This window comes from Cohnella algarum (assembly GCF_016937515.1).
GTDB classification, from domain to species: Bacteria; Bacillota; Bacilli; order Paenibacillales; family Paenibacillaceae; genus Cohnella; species Cohnella algarum.
On sequence record NZ_JAFHKM010000002.1, the window covers coordinates 1,328,836 to 1,344,986 of the forward strand.

A 16,151-nucleotide genomic window follows, 5' to 3' on the forward strand; every position below is an offset into this window, starting at 1 on the left:
ACCCAGCGCGAAATCGCGCTGAGTCAAGGTGAAGCCCGGGAAACGGGGTGCCGGCAATCCGCGCCCGTTCGCGATGCGTTTCGAAACGCTGCCGCGGTCCGGCCGCCCCCCGTTCATCGGCCGCGCTTATTGATTGGAGCCGAGTTGAATCCAGGCGGTCTGGATTTCCTTGATGACCGCATCCTTCGACTTCGTGCCGCCGATATAGGCTTGCATCAGTTCGCCGAATTTTTGGTGGAACGTGTCGAGCGAATAGTTGATCGACAGGTCGCCCGACGGCTCGGTTTTCAAGATTTCGTCCATCTGCTTCGGCATGTCCAGATCCGGAAGCGGAGCATCCTTGATCGGCGGGATGACTTTCGCTACGCCGGAGAACCAGTTTTTGCCGTAGTCGGACGTATACAGCCAGTTGAAGAACTCGATCGTTTCATTGACGACGGCGGAATCCTTGTTGATCCGCAGCGCCTGGTCGGCGCCCGTAATGATTTGGGATTGTTCGGCCTTGTCGCTGACCGGGTAGCCCATAATGCCGATTTGGATGTCGGGGTTGATTTTCTTGATCGCTTCTTCGTCCCATGCGCCCTTGCCGGTCATGATGGCGGCTTTGCCGGAAGCGAAGTCGCTTACTTCGGCGTTGCTGTCGCGCTCAAGCGGCTTGTCGGTGCCGTGTTCGACCGTCGTATCGACGAATTTGAAGAAGTTGTCGTTCAGAACCGGATGATCGGCAAACGTCGTTTCTCCCGCGACGAAGTTCGCGACGAGCGTTTTCGCGTCGATGCCCGCATCTTGGGCGGCGGCGTTGACGAAGTGCTGGAAGACGTGCTTCCAAACCCACCATTCTTTATAGGCGTTCGCAAACGGCGTAATGCCCTTCGCTTCCAGCTTGGCGATCGCGTCGTCCAGTTCGGCCAGCGTTTTCGGCGCTTCCGTAATGCCGGCTTCTTCGAACAACTGCTTGTTGTAAATCAGCGTGAACAGGTTGCCTTTGACGGGCAGGCCGAGCACTTTGCCGTCGGCGGACGTCATGTTTGCGCGAACGGCGTCGGTCATCGCCGCGGCCAACAGTTCGTTCGTCAGGTCGGCGCTGTATTCCGCGAACGTGTCGATGTCGCCGCCCGCCGTCGTTTGAAAGACGTCCGGCGTGCTGCCGGCCGCGATCCGGGACTTCAGAACCGTGTTATAGTCGGCTTGCATAATTTCCAGATTGATCGTGACGTTCGGCTTCACTTTTTTGTATTCTGCGATGTAAGCGTTGAACGCGTCGGTATATTCCGGAGAAGCCGTAAACATGTTGATCGTGACCGGCTTGGAGGCATCGCCTTCCGCGGCGCCCTCGCCGGCCGCATTGTCGTTCGCGGCGTTGTTGCCTCCGCACGCGGCGAGAATGCCGGCGATCAGCACGAGGCTGAGGGACAGCCCCATCCATTTTTTGAACATCTCTTTGTCCCCGCTTTCCTGATTGTTTGATCTCGAAGCCTATTCTAAAGAAATTGCCCGGCGATAAAAATGTAGATAAGTGGCGTCTTGAGGGTAAAAAAGTGTTCCGTTCGAAGCGGTTCACTTTTTAGCCGTTCGTCCGCGTCATCCGGTATTCGGTCGGCGAAATCGAATAGTAGTTCCGGAACGCTTTGCTGAAATAGTTTTTATCCTTGTAGCCCAGCATTTCGGAAATTTCCTGGATTTTCAGCTCCGAATCGTTCAGCAGCTCTTTCGCCTTCTCCATTCTCACCTTCTGCACGTATTCGTGGATGCCAAACCCGAATTGCTGCTTGAACAGCTTCATCAAATACTCGCGGCTCAGAAAGTAACGCTCGGTAAACATTGAAATTTTGATATCTTCGAAATAGTGGCGATCGATGTACTCTTTGATGTCCGCCACTTGAAACGGCCGCTCCAGCGCGGTCAATAACCGGATTTGCTCCCCGTAATAGTCCAATATCCGGTGCATGAGTTCTTCGAATTGCTCGACCGAATCGTAATCCGTCGCGATGCCGGCCGCAAGCAGCCCCTTGTCCCCGGCCGGAAGCTTCTCCTGCGAAACGCCGAGCTCGAGCGCCATATCGTTCATAAGCACAACGAATTCCTGAAGCGTCCGCTCCGCGTCGCCAAGTCCGAACGCCCCGGAGCTCTTGATTTTTTTGCAAAATTCGCCGAGCGCGCTCTTGGCCTGGTTCCGGTTGCCCGCCTCGAGGGCGCTGCGAATGAGCGGCATCCGGCCCGTCATCGAAAACACTTCGCGGGCGCCGCCCCGATTCTCCTTGCCGGCAACGACTTCGCCGCCTTTCAGCCTCAGCAGGTCGATGTCGTTCAAGGCCGACTTCGCTTCCTCGTACGAACGGGCGATGCCGCCCGCGGCGTCGACGGGCTTCCCCACGCCGGCCGCGATGCGAATGCCGAGCAGTCGGGCGAGCGTCGCCGAAGCCCGTTTCATGACATGAAACGAGCGGTAAGCGAGATCTTCCGGGTAGCTGCCCGACATCGTAAAAACGGCGATCATCTCGCGCCCCTGCTTCGGATTGGCGAAAGCGAAGCCTTGCACGCCGCCGTCTTCCGCGGCGGTCTCGTTCAAAACGTTCGCCGCGGCGAAATGCAGCAGCTCGAGGTCGTTGTGAAACCGCGAGCGGCTCGCTTCGTCCAAATTGACGATCCGAACGACCGCGACGGCGAAGCGCTTGTCCGGGTCGTCGGCGCCGATAAGCGGAAGCAGCGTTTCGTTCGGCTGCTTTTTGAACGTTCCTTCGATAATGGAGAAATAGATTTTCTCCTTCAGCTTCGGCAAGGACATATTCAGCGCGATATTGCGATTAATAAACTCGCTTTCGTCCTGCCTCTTGGCCTTCAGGACGTCAAGCGCGCCCAGAAGCGCCTGGTTCAAATCCTGACGGTTGACCGGCTTCAGCAAATAATCGACGGCCCTCGAACGGATCGCCTGACGGGTAAACTCGAAATCGTTATAGCCGCTCAGCACGATCGTAAACAAATCCGGAAATTCGCGCTCGACCGCCTGCAGAAACTCTACGCCGTTCATTTCGGGCATTTTCATGTCGACGATCGCAATATCCGGCTTGAACTGCTTCAGCAGCTCAAGCCCTTCCCGCCCGTTCGTCGCTTCGAGCACTTCCTCCACGCCGAGCCCGTTCCAATCCCCTAAAATCCGGATCGCCTCGCGAACCGGCTCTTCGTCGTCGACGATGAGAACTTTAACCATTCTTGCCGTCCCCCCGCGGTATCCACATGCTCATCTCGGTCCCCTTGTCGTTTGCTCCGATGCCGAGCCCGGCCTCGTCGCCATAGAGGAGCTTGAGCCGGGTATGCAAATTAACGAGACCGATATTTTCGGTTTCCCGATCCTCCCACTTTGTTTCCAGCGAATCCAGAATTTCGGTCAGCCGCGTCGGCGCAATGCCGGGCCCGTCGTCCCGCACAGTGATGACCGCGTGCGAGGGCGCCAGCACGGCGCTGATCACGATCGTAACCGGAGCCGATACTTTTTCCAGGGCGTGCTTGATCGAGTTTTCGACCAGCGATTGAAGAGACAGCTTCGGAATTTCCAACTCCATCAGCGAATCGTCCCATTCGATCTCCACCTGAAGACGGCTGCCGAACCTTGCCTTTTGCAAACCCAAATACCGCTCGATATGGTTCAATTCTTCCCTAGCCTGCACAATGTCTTTTCCGCTTATGCAGTAGCGAAGCGTCTGCGCCAGCGCATCTACCATGTCGGCAATGTCGTAACGCCCGTTCTTGAGCGCCTTTGTCGAGATGGCCTGCAGCGCGTTGTACAGAAAATGGGGATTGATTTCCGCTTCGAGCGCTTTTAAAATGGCGTTTTTTTCGACGAGCTTGCTTTTGTAGCGTTCATTGATCAAATCGTTGGTGCGCCGGACCATTTGGTTGAAATGCCGGGTCAAGTACGCGATTTCGTCTCTCCCCTTCACTTCCGCCTCCGCATCGAACGTGCCTTCGCTGAACCGCCTCATTTGATGCGACAGGTTTTTGAGCGGCTTCGTGATCGCGCTTGACAGAAACGTCACCAGCACGACGGACAGCAGCAAAAACGCGAAGCCGATCAAATAGCTGATATTCCGGTTTGTTTCGGCGGCTGCGTACAGCTTGCTGTACGGGATCGTTTTGATCAGGCGCCAGCCTTCGCGCTCTCCTTCGTTGGCAACGACGAGATACCGCTCCTTGCCGTTCGACCAGGCGAGCCGGTCTTTCGCGTTCGCTTCGAGCTTGTCCGGCAGGCCCGCATCCCGGACGGTTTCGTAAAAGGCAAGATCGTCCGCGTGAAAAGGTACGCCGTTCGAATCGACCAGCAGCACATGTTCTCCTTCGCCGAGCGGAACGTCTTCCATCAGCTTGTCTTTGGCCGTCGGATTCATATAGAACGAAATGACCGCCTGCGGCTCGCGCAAAGCGAGCGAACGCAGCACCCGATGGTACGCCATAAAGCTTCCGGAAGGAACCGCCTCCCGGCTCGCATTGTCGAAAAACGACTCGTACGCCCGATTCCGGTCGCTGGCCAGCGTCTCCTTATACCACGGCGTTTCCTCGATGCCCGGTTCTTCGCGAACGCGAACCGTCACGTTGTACGCCTCGCGCGTCAGCACGTAAACCCTTTGCTTCTCGACCAGGTACAGCGAAATGCTCTCGACGTCGCCGCGGGAATAATACAACGTCCGCAAATAGTTCTCCAAATACATGCGCGAGCTGTAGCTTGTCTCCTCCGTGGCGATAGCGGCGATAATCTCGTCGTATCGGATTTGCGGAAGCGACAATTGCTCGATTTCGGCCAGGTAATTTTCCAGATTCCGATTGACGAGCAGCAGATTGTTCCGCGTGCTGGCGATGCTGCTTTCCACCGCTTCCCGTTCGAGCATTTGATACGAAATGACGGTGAGCGAAGCGACGACCAGTATGATAATGGACGTAAAAAGCAAAATAAGCTTGTTGACCAAACGTCTGGTCATGCGATCCCGAACGGTCGATACGGCTTTGCTCAGCCTTTTGATAAGATTGGCCATCGCTCCCCCTTGAACGGCGCACAGTTCACCTTTTTACCCTTAACTGTTTATTTAAATCCATTTTGGCGCCAAAACCGCTGTTTTATAATGCATTATAGCTGAAATAGGACTGCTGCATAGCCCTGGCGGCCGGCAGCCCGTTTGAAAACTGTGACGAAAAAGAGGTGCACCCATGCGCAAAATCGGCAGAAAATGGTCCGAAAAAGTCGAGTTCGGCTTCTTCACGTGGCCGGCCCTGATTTGTGTCGCCATTGCTTTTTATATTCCGTTTGCGATGACGATTCGCTACTCCCTGACCCAATGGAACGGGATTTCCAAAAATCCGAAATTTATCGGGCTGGATAACTTCAAGCAAATTTTTTCGGGAGACGCCAATTTCCTGAACGCGTCCTGGTTTACGATCAAGTATGCGGTGTTGTACATCGTCATTATTAACGTTCTTGCCATATTGCTTGCGCTCGTGCTCGACATGAAGCTGAAAACTTCGACGTGGCTGCGGGCGGCGTTCTTCATTCCGTACATCCTGAGCCTGGTCATCGTCGGCTTTATTTGGAAATTCATTTTCATGCAAGGGTTCGAATCGCTCGGCGAAAGCACGGGTTGGGGCATCTTTAATCTCAGCTGGCTGGGCGAACCCGGCCTGGCGTTCATTTCGGTCTTGTTCGTTTCCATTTGGCAATCGATCGGCTTCTACATGGTCATTTACATCGCCGGCCTGCAATCCATTCCGGACGACCTGAAGGAGGCGGCCACCGTCGACGGAGCCGGACCGATTCGCCGTTTTTTCAACATCACGCTGCCTTTGCTGGCGCCGTCGATCACGATTTCCGTTTTCATGGCGCTGACCAACTCGATCAAAGTATTCGACGTCATCCTGTCGCTCACGGGCGGGGCCCCGGCGGCACGACGTACAGCGTCGCCTACGACATTTACCGCGACACGTTCCAGAACAACCTGTACGGCTACGGCACGGCCAAAGCGCTCATTTTGTTCGTCGCCGTCCTGATCATCACGATCATCCAATTGACCATCTTCAAGCGCAGGGAGGTTGAAGCCTGATGACATCGAACAAAGCGGGAAAAATCGTGCTCGAAATCTTCATGTTCCTCCTGTCGCTGCTGTTTCTGTACCCGCTGTTCCTGGCGATCATCAACTCGCTTAAAAGCTTTCAGGAGGTCATGACCGACGTCATCGCCCTCCCGAAAAGCCTGGCTTTCGAAAACTATTCCTACGTCTGGAATTTCATCGACTATCCGCGGCTGTTTCTGAACAACGCGATCATTACGGTGCTCGGCCTTGCGGGGATCATCCTCGTTTCGTCCATTGCCGCTTACAAGCTTGCGCGGACGAAATCGCGGTTCAGCTCGATCGTCTACTTTCTGTTGATCATGCCGATGCTCATTCCGTTCCAATCGATCATGCTCACGGTGCTCCAGCTTGCGAAAAATATTAATCTTTCCGACAGCACCTGGGGGCTCGGCATTCTGTACTGGGGCTTCGGCGCTCCGCTCGCCGTCTTTATTTATCACGGGTTCGTCAAAGGCATCCCGAAAGAAATCGACGAAAGCGCCACGATCGACGGGGCGTCCGGTTTCCGGCTGTTCTTCTCCGTCATCTTCCCGCTGCTGAAGTCGGTCACGACGACGATCATCATCATCGACGTCATGTGGATCTGGAACGACTTCCTGCTTCCGCTGCTCATGGTCAACGGCTCGCCGTCGACGAAAACGCTGACGCTTGCCGCTTACACCTTCGTCGGCCAATACACGTCCGACTGGCAGTACGCGATGACCGCCATGGTGATGGCCGTTCTGCCTTCGATCGTCGTGTTCATGTTCCTGCAAAAGCACATCGTCAAAGGCGTCGTCGCCGGCGCCGTCAAAGGATAAGCGGACGTCGGCCGCGCATGGAAGGAGACGCTGCCCGATCGGCGAAAAGGAGCGGCTGTTCGCGCAAGGCGGGTTGAGATGAGTAGCCACGACTCAACTGGAGCGGCAGCGTCCGTGCCGCAGGGGGCAAGATGAGTCATTTTTGCTCAATTGCATGCGGCTTTATGCGTTTGACGGGTTGAGATGAGTTGCTACGACTCAACTGGAGCGGCAGCGTCCGTACGCAGGGGTTTAGATGCATAAGGGGTGGGTCAGCCTTTCGGGCGGCCCCCTTTTTTTATCCAGATTCATTTGACATTGAGAATGATTTTCATCTAGAATGACATTACTGGGGCTGCGTTCCCCCGCGGCCCCAGCCAGATAACCAAAGCAGCCTTCATACCGACTTTATTCTTATGAACAGCAAGGAGTGAGCCGCATGTTGGTTCAAATGAGGACAATTACCGTCAAGGCCGGATTTGCCGGTCAGGTAGCGGAACGCTTCGGCAGGCCGGACCATCCGATGGCCGATATTCCGGGCTTTATCGATTTGAGCGTCATGATCAAAAAGGCGCGCAAAGTTGAAGAACAGGAGCAGGTCGTCGTCGTCGTCCGCTGGGAATCCGAAGAAGCGTGGAAAACATGGGAGAAAAGCCCGGCCCATATCGAAGGACACCGCAATTCGCGCAACCAGGAGAAGCCGGATTATCTGCTCGACACGACCGTCAGCATGTACGAAGTGAAGTCGGTCACGCTGCCGAAGGCATCGTCCCCGTCATGAACGAAGGCTCGGGCCGCCTCTTGCGAATCTTCCCGCAAATCGCAAGGGACGCTCGCGTCAAGGAGCGGAAACGATAAAATGACGATAAGACTGCGCGGCCATCATCTTCTCTGTCTGCTAGGTTTCAGGGGCAAGGGATATTCCGAAGAGTTCTGCGTCAACATGACCTCGGTCTACGAAACGCTTCGCGCGGATCCCGATACCCCGATCGCCATCATCGAAGGTCCCGACGACATCTGCCGGGCTTTTCCGGCCGATCAGCCGAATCACTGCCATAACGAAAGCGTATACCGGAAAGATCGGGACATTTTGCTCAAGCTCGGATTGAGACCGGGATTGAATGCGAGCTGGACCGAGATTGTCGGCCGGGTGACGGAGCATGTCCGGCCCCGGGATATCGATCGGTTCTGTCACGACTGCCCCTGGCAACCGTTAGGCCTGTGCCAGGAAGGGGTCGCCCACATTCGCTCCGGCCGGCCCTTGCGCCCTTTGCCGGGAAAGACGACCGGGTGACGCGCATTGCCCTTCTGGCGGGTTTCGCGGGGGGGACATAGCATGGCGCGGAATTAGGCGGGATGGCGCAAGGCCGGGGAAAGCTTGGTTGGATTTTTTCCAATCAAAACGGGCTTATTCGCGTTTTTTCCGGTTTCGCTGGATTTTGTCCAACCTGGCGAGACCTTTTTGGCGCATTCGCCCAAATCCCAAGTGACTCATTGGATAAAATCCACTCCAGATCGCGATTTCCCCGTTTTCCGCCCCCTTGATTGGACAAAGTCCAACATAGGCCCTGATCAGCGAATGGTGCGGGATCGTCTCTCCCGGCACGATCAGATTGACGAGCGTCGGCGTCCCGTCCTCGTGCAGGCGGACGTTTTTGAGCATGCCTTTCCGAAGACGGTAAAGCGGACCCGACTCGCCTTGCCGGAACAGCGTTTCGCCCTTATGCAAAATCACGGGCCAGCCCCTTGGCTTAAAAAAATAGCCGTCTTTGAAGCCCTTGGTTCCCCCAAGGGTTTTTTGTTATTTTGTCCCGCCGCCGATAGCGAAAGAGGGCGCCCTTCGGCGCCCTCTTCCGTTAGCTGTATGCGATTAATACGCCAGCGTGAACAGGCCGTTGATGTGCGACAGGTACCGGATGTTGGACGCTTCCTTCATCAACGTCGCCGGCAGGCCTTTAAGGCGCGTTTGACTCGCGCCGATCGTGCCGATGCCGTCCTTGCGGCCGAGGCTGCCGAGCGTACCGGAAAATACCGGCGTAAAGCTGTCCATTTTGCCTTCTTTGAAGTACGCGGACAGGTTATAGCCGACCGTTTCGCCCATTTGCCATGCCAATTGCGCGGTCGGCGGATACGGTCGTTCGCTGCCGGCAGGGAACACGACGGCGCAGTCGCCCGCCAGGAACACGTCCGGATGCGAGGTCGATTGCAGCGTTTCCGTGACGGTCGCGCGGCCGCGGTTGACTTCGAGGCCGGAATTGGCGACGACCGGATTGCCTTGCACGCCGCCCGTCCAGACGAGCGTATTCGTTTCGATCGTGCTGCCGTCCTTGAGCGAAACGGAAGAAGGCGTTCTTTCCGTGATCGCGACGCCGGTCAAGAATTGCACGCCGCGCTTGGACAGGCTTTCCACGGCGCGGGCCACCAGTTCGGGCGGGAATACCGGCAGGATCGAAGGAGCGGCTTCGACGACGTACAGCTTGATGTCGTTGAAGTCGATGCCTTTGGCGCGGCATTGCTCCGGCAGCTTGTCGGCGAACTCGCCGATCAGCTCGACGCCGGTCAGGCCGCCGCCGCCGACCACGAACGTCGCGTGCGCTTTGTCGCCCGTTTTCTTGTAGGCGTCCAGTTCGGCTTCGACGTGCGCGCGAATGCGGTTCGCGTCGTTGACCGACTTGAGCACGAAGCTGTGCTCTTGAAGACCCGGGATGCCGAAGTAGGCCGTTTCGCTGCCGAGCGCCACGACGAGCGCGTCGTACTTGTACGTAGCGCCGCTGGCTCCCGTCACTTTCTTGTCGTCGGGCTTGATTTCCGAAATCGTGTCGACGACGATGTTGACGCCTTTGTTTTTCAGCAGTTTTTCAAGCGGCAGGGAGACGGCTTTCTCTCCGATCGTGCCGCCGGCAAGACGGTGAAGCTCGGTAATGATTTGGTGCGTCGAGAAACGGTTCACAAGCGTGATTTGGGCTTCCGCAACGCTCAGGTGTTGGCGCGCCGTCAGGGCTGCTAGCAAACCGCCGTACCCTCCGCCCAGAATCAGAATTTGTTTCGACATATCCATCCTCCGTTCTTATGCGTTTCGGGTCTGTCTTACGGGCGCGGTTGCTGTTGCTGACGTTCGGCGAGCACGCTGAGGAAAGCTTGCGCGAAGCGGAACGATTTTTGCACTTGCGGATCTTTCAGCAGCTTGAGCAATCCGAACAATCCGATCGTTGCGGAATCTTGCTGCGCGCGGTCGTTCGCTTCGATCGCGGCGGATGCGATGCCTTTCGCCTTGTCGACGACAGGCTTGGCCATTTCTCCGATTCCTTGCGCGAAATCGTTGATCAGCACTTTGTCCGTCGCGACGGCTTGAGCGAAATCGTAAGCTTTGGTCATGAGCGTGACCAATTCGGCCAGCTTCGGCAGATTTTCCACCAAGGTGGTCAACGACTCCTGGACCTCGGGCTTCATCAGTTGATCCAATACATCGACCGGTTGGCGTTGCGCTTCGGCTTGCTCGGCAAGCGTTTCTTGGGAAACAGCTGTTTCGGACATACGGGAGCGTCCTCCTTTGCAAGGATGTCAGTATGGTTGCTATCTTCGTGCCTGTCGGCCAATGCAAAAATCGAGGGCTGGAAACCGAACATTGTAACAAATTTCACATGAAGAACCGAAAAAACGCGGCGCTCTTGCGTCAAGTTTGCAAACGATTCGGTTCCGGCACCCTCCTGTCTTTCGCATAAACACGGGCAGACGTCGAACCTTCGTGTCTATTCTACACCTTTTCGCCACAAACTTGAATGGATTTTTTACAAAAAAACGAAAAGAATGTGATTTTGTTCACCAAGTAAAAACGACTCGTCGTCCGAAGGGCGGAGAACGTCGTTTTTGACGGAGCGAATTTCATCGAATAAATAAGGGGGCCAAAAACGTTTGCGACAATCGTTCCGCGATCTCTTCCGAGCTGTAGCCCGATTCGTGCAAATAAAACATCATTTCCGGCGTCAAGGACGAAGCGGCCAGCACGCAGGACGTAAACTCGGGATCGAGGGGAATGAGCTTCCCCTCGTCCTGAGCTTCTGCGAGCAGCTTCCGGATCGTCCCCCGGATGAACTTGAACGGGGGCGCTTCGAACAATTGATCTCTCGTATCTTCAAGCCTGGCGCAAGAAAGCATCGTCCGTACCCATTCCATGTCGCGGTTCGTAAAAACGATCAAATCCGTGATGATTTTCCCGAGCCTCTCCTCGACGGGACGTTCCTTGCTGCGCTCCAGATACGTTTCGATTTCCTCCATGAAGCGGTCGAACTTGTCCTTCATCAGGGACCTGCACAGATCGCCTTTGTTGGAATAGCGGCGGTAAAGCGTGCCTTGGCCGATTCCGACGGTTTTGGCGATCTGGTGCATGCTGACGGCCTCGACGCCAAAATCGTTGAACAGGGATTGGGCCGTCCGCAGAATTTCAGCATTCAACATCTCCGTACTTTCTCTGCGCGACATTCCTCTCACTCCCTTTCGCGGATTAATGGAACGATTTCGCCTGCTCCTGAGCAGTCCGCACCCGCTTCAAGAAGAAAGAGATGACGAGCGCCGCGATCGCGAAGATGCCGCCGAGCGTAAAGGCGTCCTGCAGCCCCGCCACCAAGCTTTGAACCGCTTCTTCGGGCGCTTGGGGATTGCTCGATTCGGCCAGATAATCCTTCTGCCCGGAGGACAGAACGCTCATAAACAACGCCATGCCGATCGCCCCGAACACCTGCTGGAGCGTATTCAGGATCGCGGTTCCGTGCGGATAGAGCTCGGGCGGAAGTTGGTTCAATCCCGTCGTTTGCGTAGGCATCATGACGAGCGAGATCCCGATCAGCATGACGATATGGAGGAAAATGACATAGCCCGCGCCGGCCGAAGCGGTAATGCCGCTGAACGTCCAGGTTGCCGCGCTGACCAGCACCAGGCCGGGAATGACGAGCCATCTCGGACCGAACTTGTCGAACAGCTTGCCGGCGATCGGAGACATAATCCCGTTGACCACGCCGCCCGGCAGCATGATCAGGCCGGATTTGAACACCGTGTACAGCAGAGCTCCCTGCAGGAAAAACGGAAGCAGCGCCATCGTCGAAAACAGCGTCATAATGACGACGATGAGCAGGATCGTCGCGATCGAGAACATCGGATACTTGAACGCGCGCAAATCCAGCATCGGTTCTTTCATTTTCAACTGGCGCCAAACGAACAGCAGAAGTCCGAGCAACCCGATGCCGATGCACCAGCCGACGACCGGTTCGGACCACGATTCTTCGCCCGCCTTGCTGAAGCCGTAAACGACGCCGCCGAAGCCGACCGTCGACAGCAAAATCGAGAGCAAATCGACTTTGGGCCTCGTAATGGTGGAGACGTTTTTCAAATAAAGAGCCGCAAAAATGACCGAGAACGCGGCCAACGGGATCACGCAGAAAAACAGCCAGCGCCAATTCAACTGATCGATGATCAAGCCGGACAGCGTCGGGCCGATCGCGGGGCCGAACATGATGACGAGACCGATCATCCCCATCGCGCCGCCCCGTTGCTCCGGCGGGTAAATAATCAGGATCGTATTCATCATGACCGGAAGCATGAGTCCCGTTCCGACCGCCTGAACGATCCGTCCGGCAAGCAGCACTTCAAATACCGGCGCCGCGCCGCAAACGATCGTCCCGACCAGAAACAGCGTCATGGCGGTCAAAAACATTTGCCTTGTCGTAAACCATTGCTGCAAAAGCGCGGTGACGGGAACGAGCACCCCGATAACGAGCATGTACGCGGTGGACAGCCACTGCACCGTCGTCAAGGCGACTCCGAACTCGTTGACCAAATCGGGGAAGGCGATATTCAGCAGCGTTTCGTTCATGATCGAAACGAACGCACCGATAATAAGCGCAGCTACGATTGGTCCTCTCCTGATGTTGCTCAAGTCGATGCTTTGAGCATTTGTCTGTGTACTGCCTACGGCACTCAAGCCATACTCCTCCTTCGAGCTGAGCGTCGCCCCGGCGGCAGGGGCGAGCCTGAACTCTTCTGTTGCGGACAATTGTCCGATAGGGACAACAAGAAAGCGGACAGTTGTCCGATAGGTGGATTCTACCAAACAAGGGTCCGCGTGTCAAAGCTTCTTTTTCATCTTTTTCATTGTTTTTTTATTTTATTTTCCTATTGTTTTCGCAAGATTTTCGCAATGTTTCCGCTCGGTTATCGAACCGGTTTTTGCTGTCCCGCCGCCTTCTTTTCATTATAAGCCCGAAGCAGCGTGAACCGGTTCGGGCGAACCCGGTGCGCTTCCCGCAAGCTTCTGGCCAGAAGCTCGCCGCTCACGCCCAGCTCGGATACGGAGGAAGGGCCTCCGACCCGGCGCAGCAGCCCGCGCAGGGCGTCCGGGTCCGGAATGTCCCGCAAGGCGCCGCGCAGCTCGGCGGCCGCCGCCTCGTTCGGGGCATACTCCCCCATCTCGAGCCCGCGATAAAGGCCGGCGATTTCGGCGCAGGCCGCCCCGACCTTCGCTCCGTGCAGCAGCTGCCGCTTTCCCGTCCGGATGTACTCCATCTCCCAGTAATGGGACAGATGATGCTCGGCGCCGGAGGCCGGATGGGATTGCCCGAAGACGAGCATGGCCAGCCCGGAGTCGATCAGCGCTTCGGTCAACACGCGAATGCCGTCTTCGGTCCGGCGGCCGATGAGGTCCGCATGCTCGACGCAATCGCGCAGCGCCTGCTCCGTAATGCCGGCCACCGCTTCGTTATAGGGTTCGCCGGCCGTCAAGCTGCCGAACTTCCAATCGAACAGGGACGTATATTTGCCGAGCATGTCGGCGAATCCGGCCGCGGTCAAAGCGGCGGGCGCCCGGCTCATCACGGCCAAATCCGCGAAAATCGCCGTCGGCCCGATCGCCTGCACGGTGATTTTCTCCCCGCGGATCAAGATCGGCGCTCCTCTGGACGCAAAGCCGTCCACCGAGGCGGCCGTAGGGACGGACACGAACGGGAGCCGCGTCGTATAGGCCGCATACCTCGCGATATCGTGCAGCGTTCCGGAGCCCGCAACGACGATCGCGTCCGCGCCCGACTTCTGCAAGTCGAGGATAACCTGGACGATCGAAGCCTCGTCCGCGACGACGTCTCCCTGCGCGTTCGGCTTCACAAGCGTCGCATTCTCGGGAAAGCCCGCCCCGGCAAGGCCGGCCGCGACCGTCCTTCCTGCTGCGGCCAGCGTATGTTCGTCCGCGACGAGCAGCGGACGCCCGTACCCGCGCTCCTTCATGAAAGGAGCGACCCGGCTCTGCGCTCCCGCTTCGACGACGACGGCTTCCGGAAAGCCGACCGTCGCCTCGTTGCCGAGCTGCCTGGCGGCGGCGGCGATTTTTTCTTTTATTCCGTTCATGGGGACATCCGCTCCTTTAATCGTTCATCCAATTCCCGCAAGGAATTCAAAATAAAATCCGGCCGGTGCGGCGCCCCCCCGACGTCCTCGAGCCGGGTCGATCCGGTCAGAACGAGCGCGGTCGCGATGCCGGCCCGCCGGCCAAGCTCGATGTCCGAAGCCAGGCTGTCGCCCACGATCAGGCAGCGTTCCGCGGGCAGCCCCAGCGCGGAAAGCGCCGCCTCGGCCATCCGCAGCGAAGGCTTGCCGACGACGATTTCCGGCTCTTTTCCCGTCGAGTACGCGATCGCCCCGATCATCCCGGCCACGTCGATCGAGTCGCCGAAATCGCCGGGAAACGTCCGATCCGCATTCGTAGCCGCGATCCGGGCGCCGTGGCGCACCGCCCGAAACGCCTGGTTCAGCTCTTCGTAAGTCAGCGTCTCGTGAAGCGTGATGACGAGCCATTCCGCCTCCTCCGGCATTTGGGCCATCCGGACGCCGTGCGCCGCAAGCTCCTCCTTCAGGCCCGGGTCGCCGAGCGTCCACACCTTGGCCTCCGGCGCGGCATCCCGCAAATAAAGGGCCATGACGGTCGAAGTCAAAATAATCTCTTCCTCGGCCGCCGCGATGCCCATTCGTTCCAGCTTTTCGCGGCACATCCTTCTCGAAGCGTTCCCGCGATTGCTCAAAAAAGCGATTCGCTTGCCGCCCGCGCGCAGCCGGGCGATCGCTTCCGCCGCTCCGTCTATCGCCCGGGCTCCTTTGTACACCGTGCCGTCAAGATCCAGAATCAATCCGTCGAAACGTTCCAACACGCCCGCTCTCACCCGCTTTGCTTTTCGTCTTGCTTCTATCGTCTCACCGGCGGCTTTCGGATGTCAACGATCGGTTGTTTTTGCCGTCGTCGACATTCGTCAATAAACGAAAGCTCGATCTCCTGCATATGCCGGCGTTCTCCGACGTTTCCCGGCGTTTTCCGTCATTCCGCGATCATAACGCGAATGCGCTCCCGTTCGAGCCGTTTGACGAAGGCGGGTTCGGCCGCCGCGTCCGTAACGAGCGTATGAATCGCGGGCGGACGAATCGAGACGGCGATCGACCGGCGGCCCAGCTTCGTATGGTCGAGCAGCGCGACCACCCGCGAAACGCCGGAGGCCATCCGTTTTTTCAACTCGGCTTCGTACACGCTGAAATCGGTCATGCCCGCCTCCAGCGTGAACCCCTCGGACGACGTAAAAAACAGGTCGGCCTGCACATCCTCCAGGATTCCCTGGCCCAGCACCCCTTCGACGGTGCGCGAGCCCGGCCTGAGCACGCCCCCGATCAGAATAACGTTGATGCGGGGATTTTGGCTGAGCAGCATCGCCGCGTTCAATCCGTTCGTCACGACCGTCAAATAATCCAGATCGACGAGGCATTTCGCCAGCTCCAGGGCGGTCGTGCTCGCGTCCAGCATGACGCATTGGCCTTTGCTCACCAGACCGGCGGCGGCGCGTCCGATCGCCTGCTTCTCCGCGCGGTTCAGCTCGCTGCGCGACGATTCGATTCCCGCCGGCCCAAGCCCCGGGGAGGCAGCCGGAATCGCCCCGCCGTGCGTCCGCTCCAGCTTGCCCCCGTCCTCCAGCAGCTTGAGATCGGCGCGCAGCGTCCCTTCCGACACGCCGAACTCCGCGGCCAGCTCCTTGACGACGATTTCCTTCCGTTCCCGAAGCAGCTCCAATATCCGTTCCCTTCGTTGCGGGGCAAACATGCGCGATCGAACCCTCCCGGCGATTTGGTTTCCGATTCGTTGACTTTAGAATAACGGCAAACGACGACATTCCGCAACAAACGCCAATCGAACGCCGATCGGCTCCGCTACGGATCCAACTTGAAATCTTAAGCATTC

At 57.4% G+C, this 16,151-nt stretch carries 13 protein-coding genes and 2 pseudogenes; 4 read left to right on the plus strand and 11 right to left on the minus strand.

Annotated elements, in window-relative coordinates; translation table 11 throughout:
• Nucleotides 1-126: 126 nt before the first annotated feature.
• The 3 genes from JW799_RS05960 to JW799_RS05970 all read right to left on the minus strand — a co-directional run bounded on the left by JW799_RS05960 (nucleotide 127) and on the right by JW799_RS05970 (nucleotide 5,024).
• The gene (locus JW799_RS05960) at nucleotides 127-1,437 is read right to left on the minus strand and encodes an extracellular solute-binding protein (protein ID WP_205429044.1); all 1,311 of its coding nucleotides are present in this window, start codon (nucleotides 1,435-1,437) and stop codon (nucleotides 127-129) included.
• Nucleotides 1,438-1,564: 127 nt separating this feature from the next.
• Complete coding sequence (locus tag JW799_RS05965; RefSeq protein ID WP_205429045.1) at nucleotides 1,565-3,208, minus strand: response regulator; 1,644 nt, start codon at nucleotides 3,206-3,208, stop codon at nucleotides 1,565-1,567.
• Entirely contained in the window at nucleotides 3,201-5,024 is a 1,824-nt protein-coding gene (locus JW799_RS05970; protein ID WP_205429047.1) for a sensor histidine kinase, read from the minus strand. Before JW799_RS05970 ends, JW799_RS05965 begins: the two co-directional genes overlap by 8 nt.
• Before the next feature lie 172 nt (nucleotides 5,025-5,196).
• On the opposite strand from JW799_RS05970, the pseudogene JW799_RS05975 reads away from it, so the two are divergent.
• The 4 genes and pseudogenes from JW799_RS05975 to JW799_RS05990 all read left to right on the plus strand — a co-directional run bounded on the left by JW799_RS05975 (nucleotide 5,197) and on the right by JW799_RS05990 (nucleotide 8,186).
• Nucleotides 5,197-6,083, plus strand: a pseudogene (locus JW799_RS05975) (carbohydrate ABC transporter permease).
• Entirely contained in the window at nucleotides 6,083-6,913 is an 831-nt protein-coding gene (locus JW799_RS05980) for a carbohydrate ABC transporter permease (RefSeq protein ID WP_080832742.1), read from the plus strand. Before JW799_RS05975 ends, JW799_RS05980 begins: the two are co-directional and overlap by 1 nt.
• Nucleotides 6,914-7,331: 418 nt before the next feature.
• Nucleotides 7,332-7,673, plus strand: a complete 342-nt coding sequence (locus tag JW799_RS05985) for an antibiotic biosynthesis monooxygenase family protein (RefSeq protein ID WP_080832743.1) — start codon at nucleotides 7,332-7,334, stop codon at nucleotides 7,671-7,673.
• 78 nt (nucleotides 7,674-7,751) lie between these two features.
• Nucleotides 7,752-8,186 (plus strand): DUF1284 domain-containing protein, encoded by a 435-nt coding sequence (locus JW799_RS05990; protein ID WP_080832744.1) that lies wholly within the window; start codon nucleotides 7,752-7,754, stop codon nucleotides 8,184-8,186.
• A 276-nt stretch (nucleotides 8,187-8,462) separates the two neighbouring features.
• On the opposite strand, the pseudogene JW799_RS28355 reads toward JW799_RS05990, so the two are convergent.
• From JW799_RS28355 to JW799_RS06030, 8 genes and pseudogenes are all read right to left on the minus strand, one after another.
• Nucleotides 8,463-8,627: pseudogene (locus JW799_RS28355) on the minus strand (cyclic nucleotide-binding domain-containing protein); the annotation flags it as partial.
• A 135-nt stretch (nucleotides 8,628-8,762) separates the two neighbouring features.
• On the minus strand, nucleotides 8,763-9,944 hold the full coding sequence (locus tag JW799_RS06000) for an NAD(P)/FAD-dependent oxidoreductase (protein WP_080832745.1): 1,182 nt from the start codon (nucleotides 9,942-9,944) through the stop codon (nucleotides 8,763-8,765).
• A gap of 35 nt (nucleotides 9,945-9,979) precedes the next feature.
• Nucleotides 9,980-10,426, minus strand: a complete 447-nt coding sequence (locus JW799_RS06005; protein ID WP_080832746.1) for a DUF1641 domain-containing protein — start codon at nucleotides 10,424-10,426, stop codon at nucleotides 9,980-9,982.
• Between the two features lie 348 nt (nucleotides 10,427-10,774).
• Nucleotides 10,775-11,371, minus strand: a complete 597-nt coding sequence (locus tag JW799_RS06010) for a TetR/AcrR family transcriptional regulator (protein WP_240353164.1) — start codon at nucleotides 11,369-11,371, stop codon at nucleotides 10,775-10,777.
• 22 nt (nucleotides 11,372-11,393) lie between these two features.
• Nucleotides 11,394-12,827, minus strand: coding sequence for an MDR family MFS transporter (locus JW799_RS06015; RefSeq protein ID WP_420830676.1), 1,434 nt, complete (start codon nucleotides 12,825-12,827; stop codon nucleotides 11,394-11,396).
• A 269-nt stretch (nucleotides 12,828-13,096) separates the two neighbouring features.
• Nucleotides 13,097-14,281, minus strand: coding sequence for a sn-glycerol-1-phosphate dehydrogenase (locus JW799_RS06020; protein ID WP_205429054.1), 1,185 nt, complete (start codon nucleotides 14,279-14,281; stop codon nucleotides 13,097-13,099).
• Nucleotides 14,278-15,078 (minus strand): HAD-IIA family hydrolase, encoded by an 801-nt coding sequence (locus tag JW799_RS06025; protein WP_080832820.1) that lies wholly within the window; start codon nucleotides 15,076-15,078, stop codon nucleotides 14,278-14,280. The genes JW799_RS06020 and JW799_RS06025 overlap by 4 nt, the downstream gene beginning before the upstream one ends.
• Nucleotides 15,079-15,242: 164 nt before the next feature.
• Nucleotides 15,243-16,013, minus strand: coding sequence for a DeoR/GlpR family DNA-binding transcription regulator (locus JW799_RS06030; RefSeq protein WP_205429056.1), 771 nt, complete (start codon nucleotides 16,011-16,013; stop codon nucleotides 15,243-15,245).
• Nucleotides 16,014-16,151 lie beyond the last annotated feature (138 nt).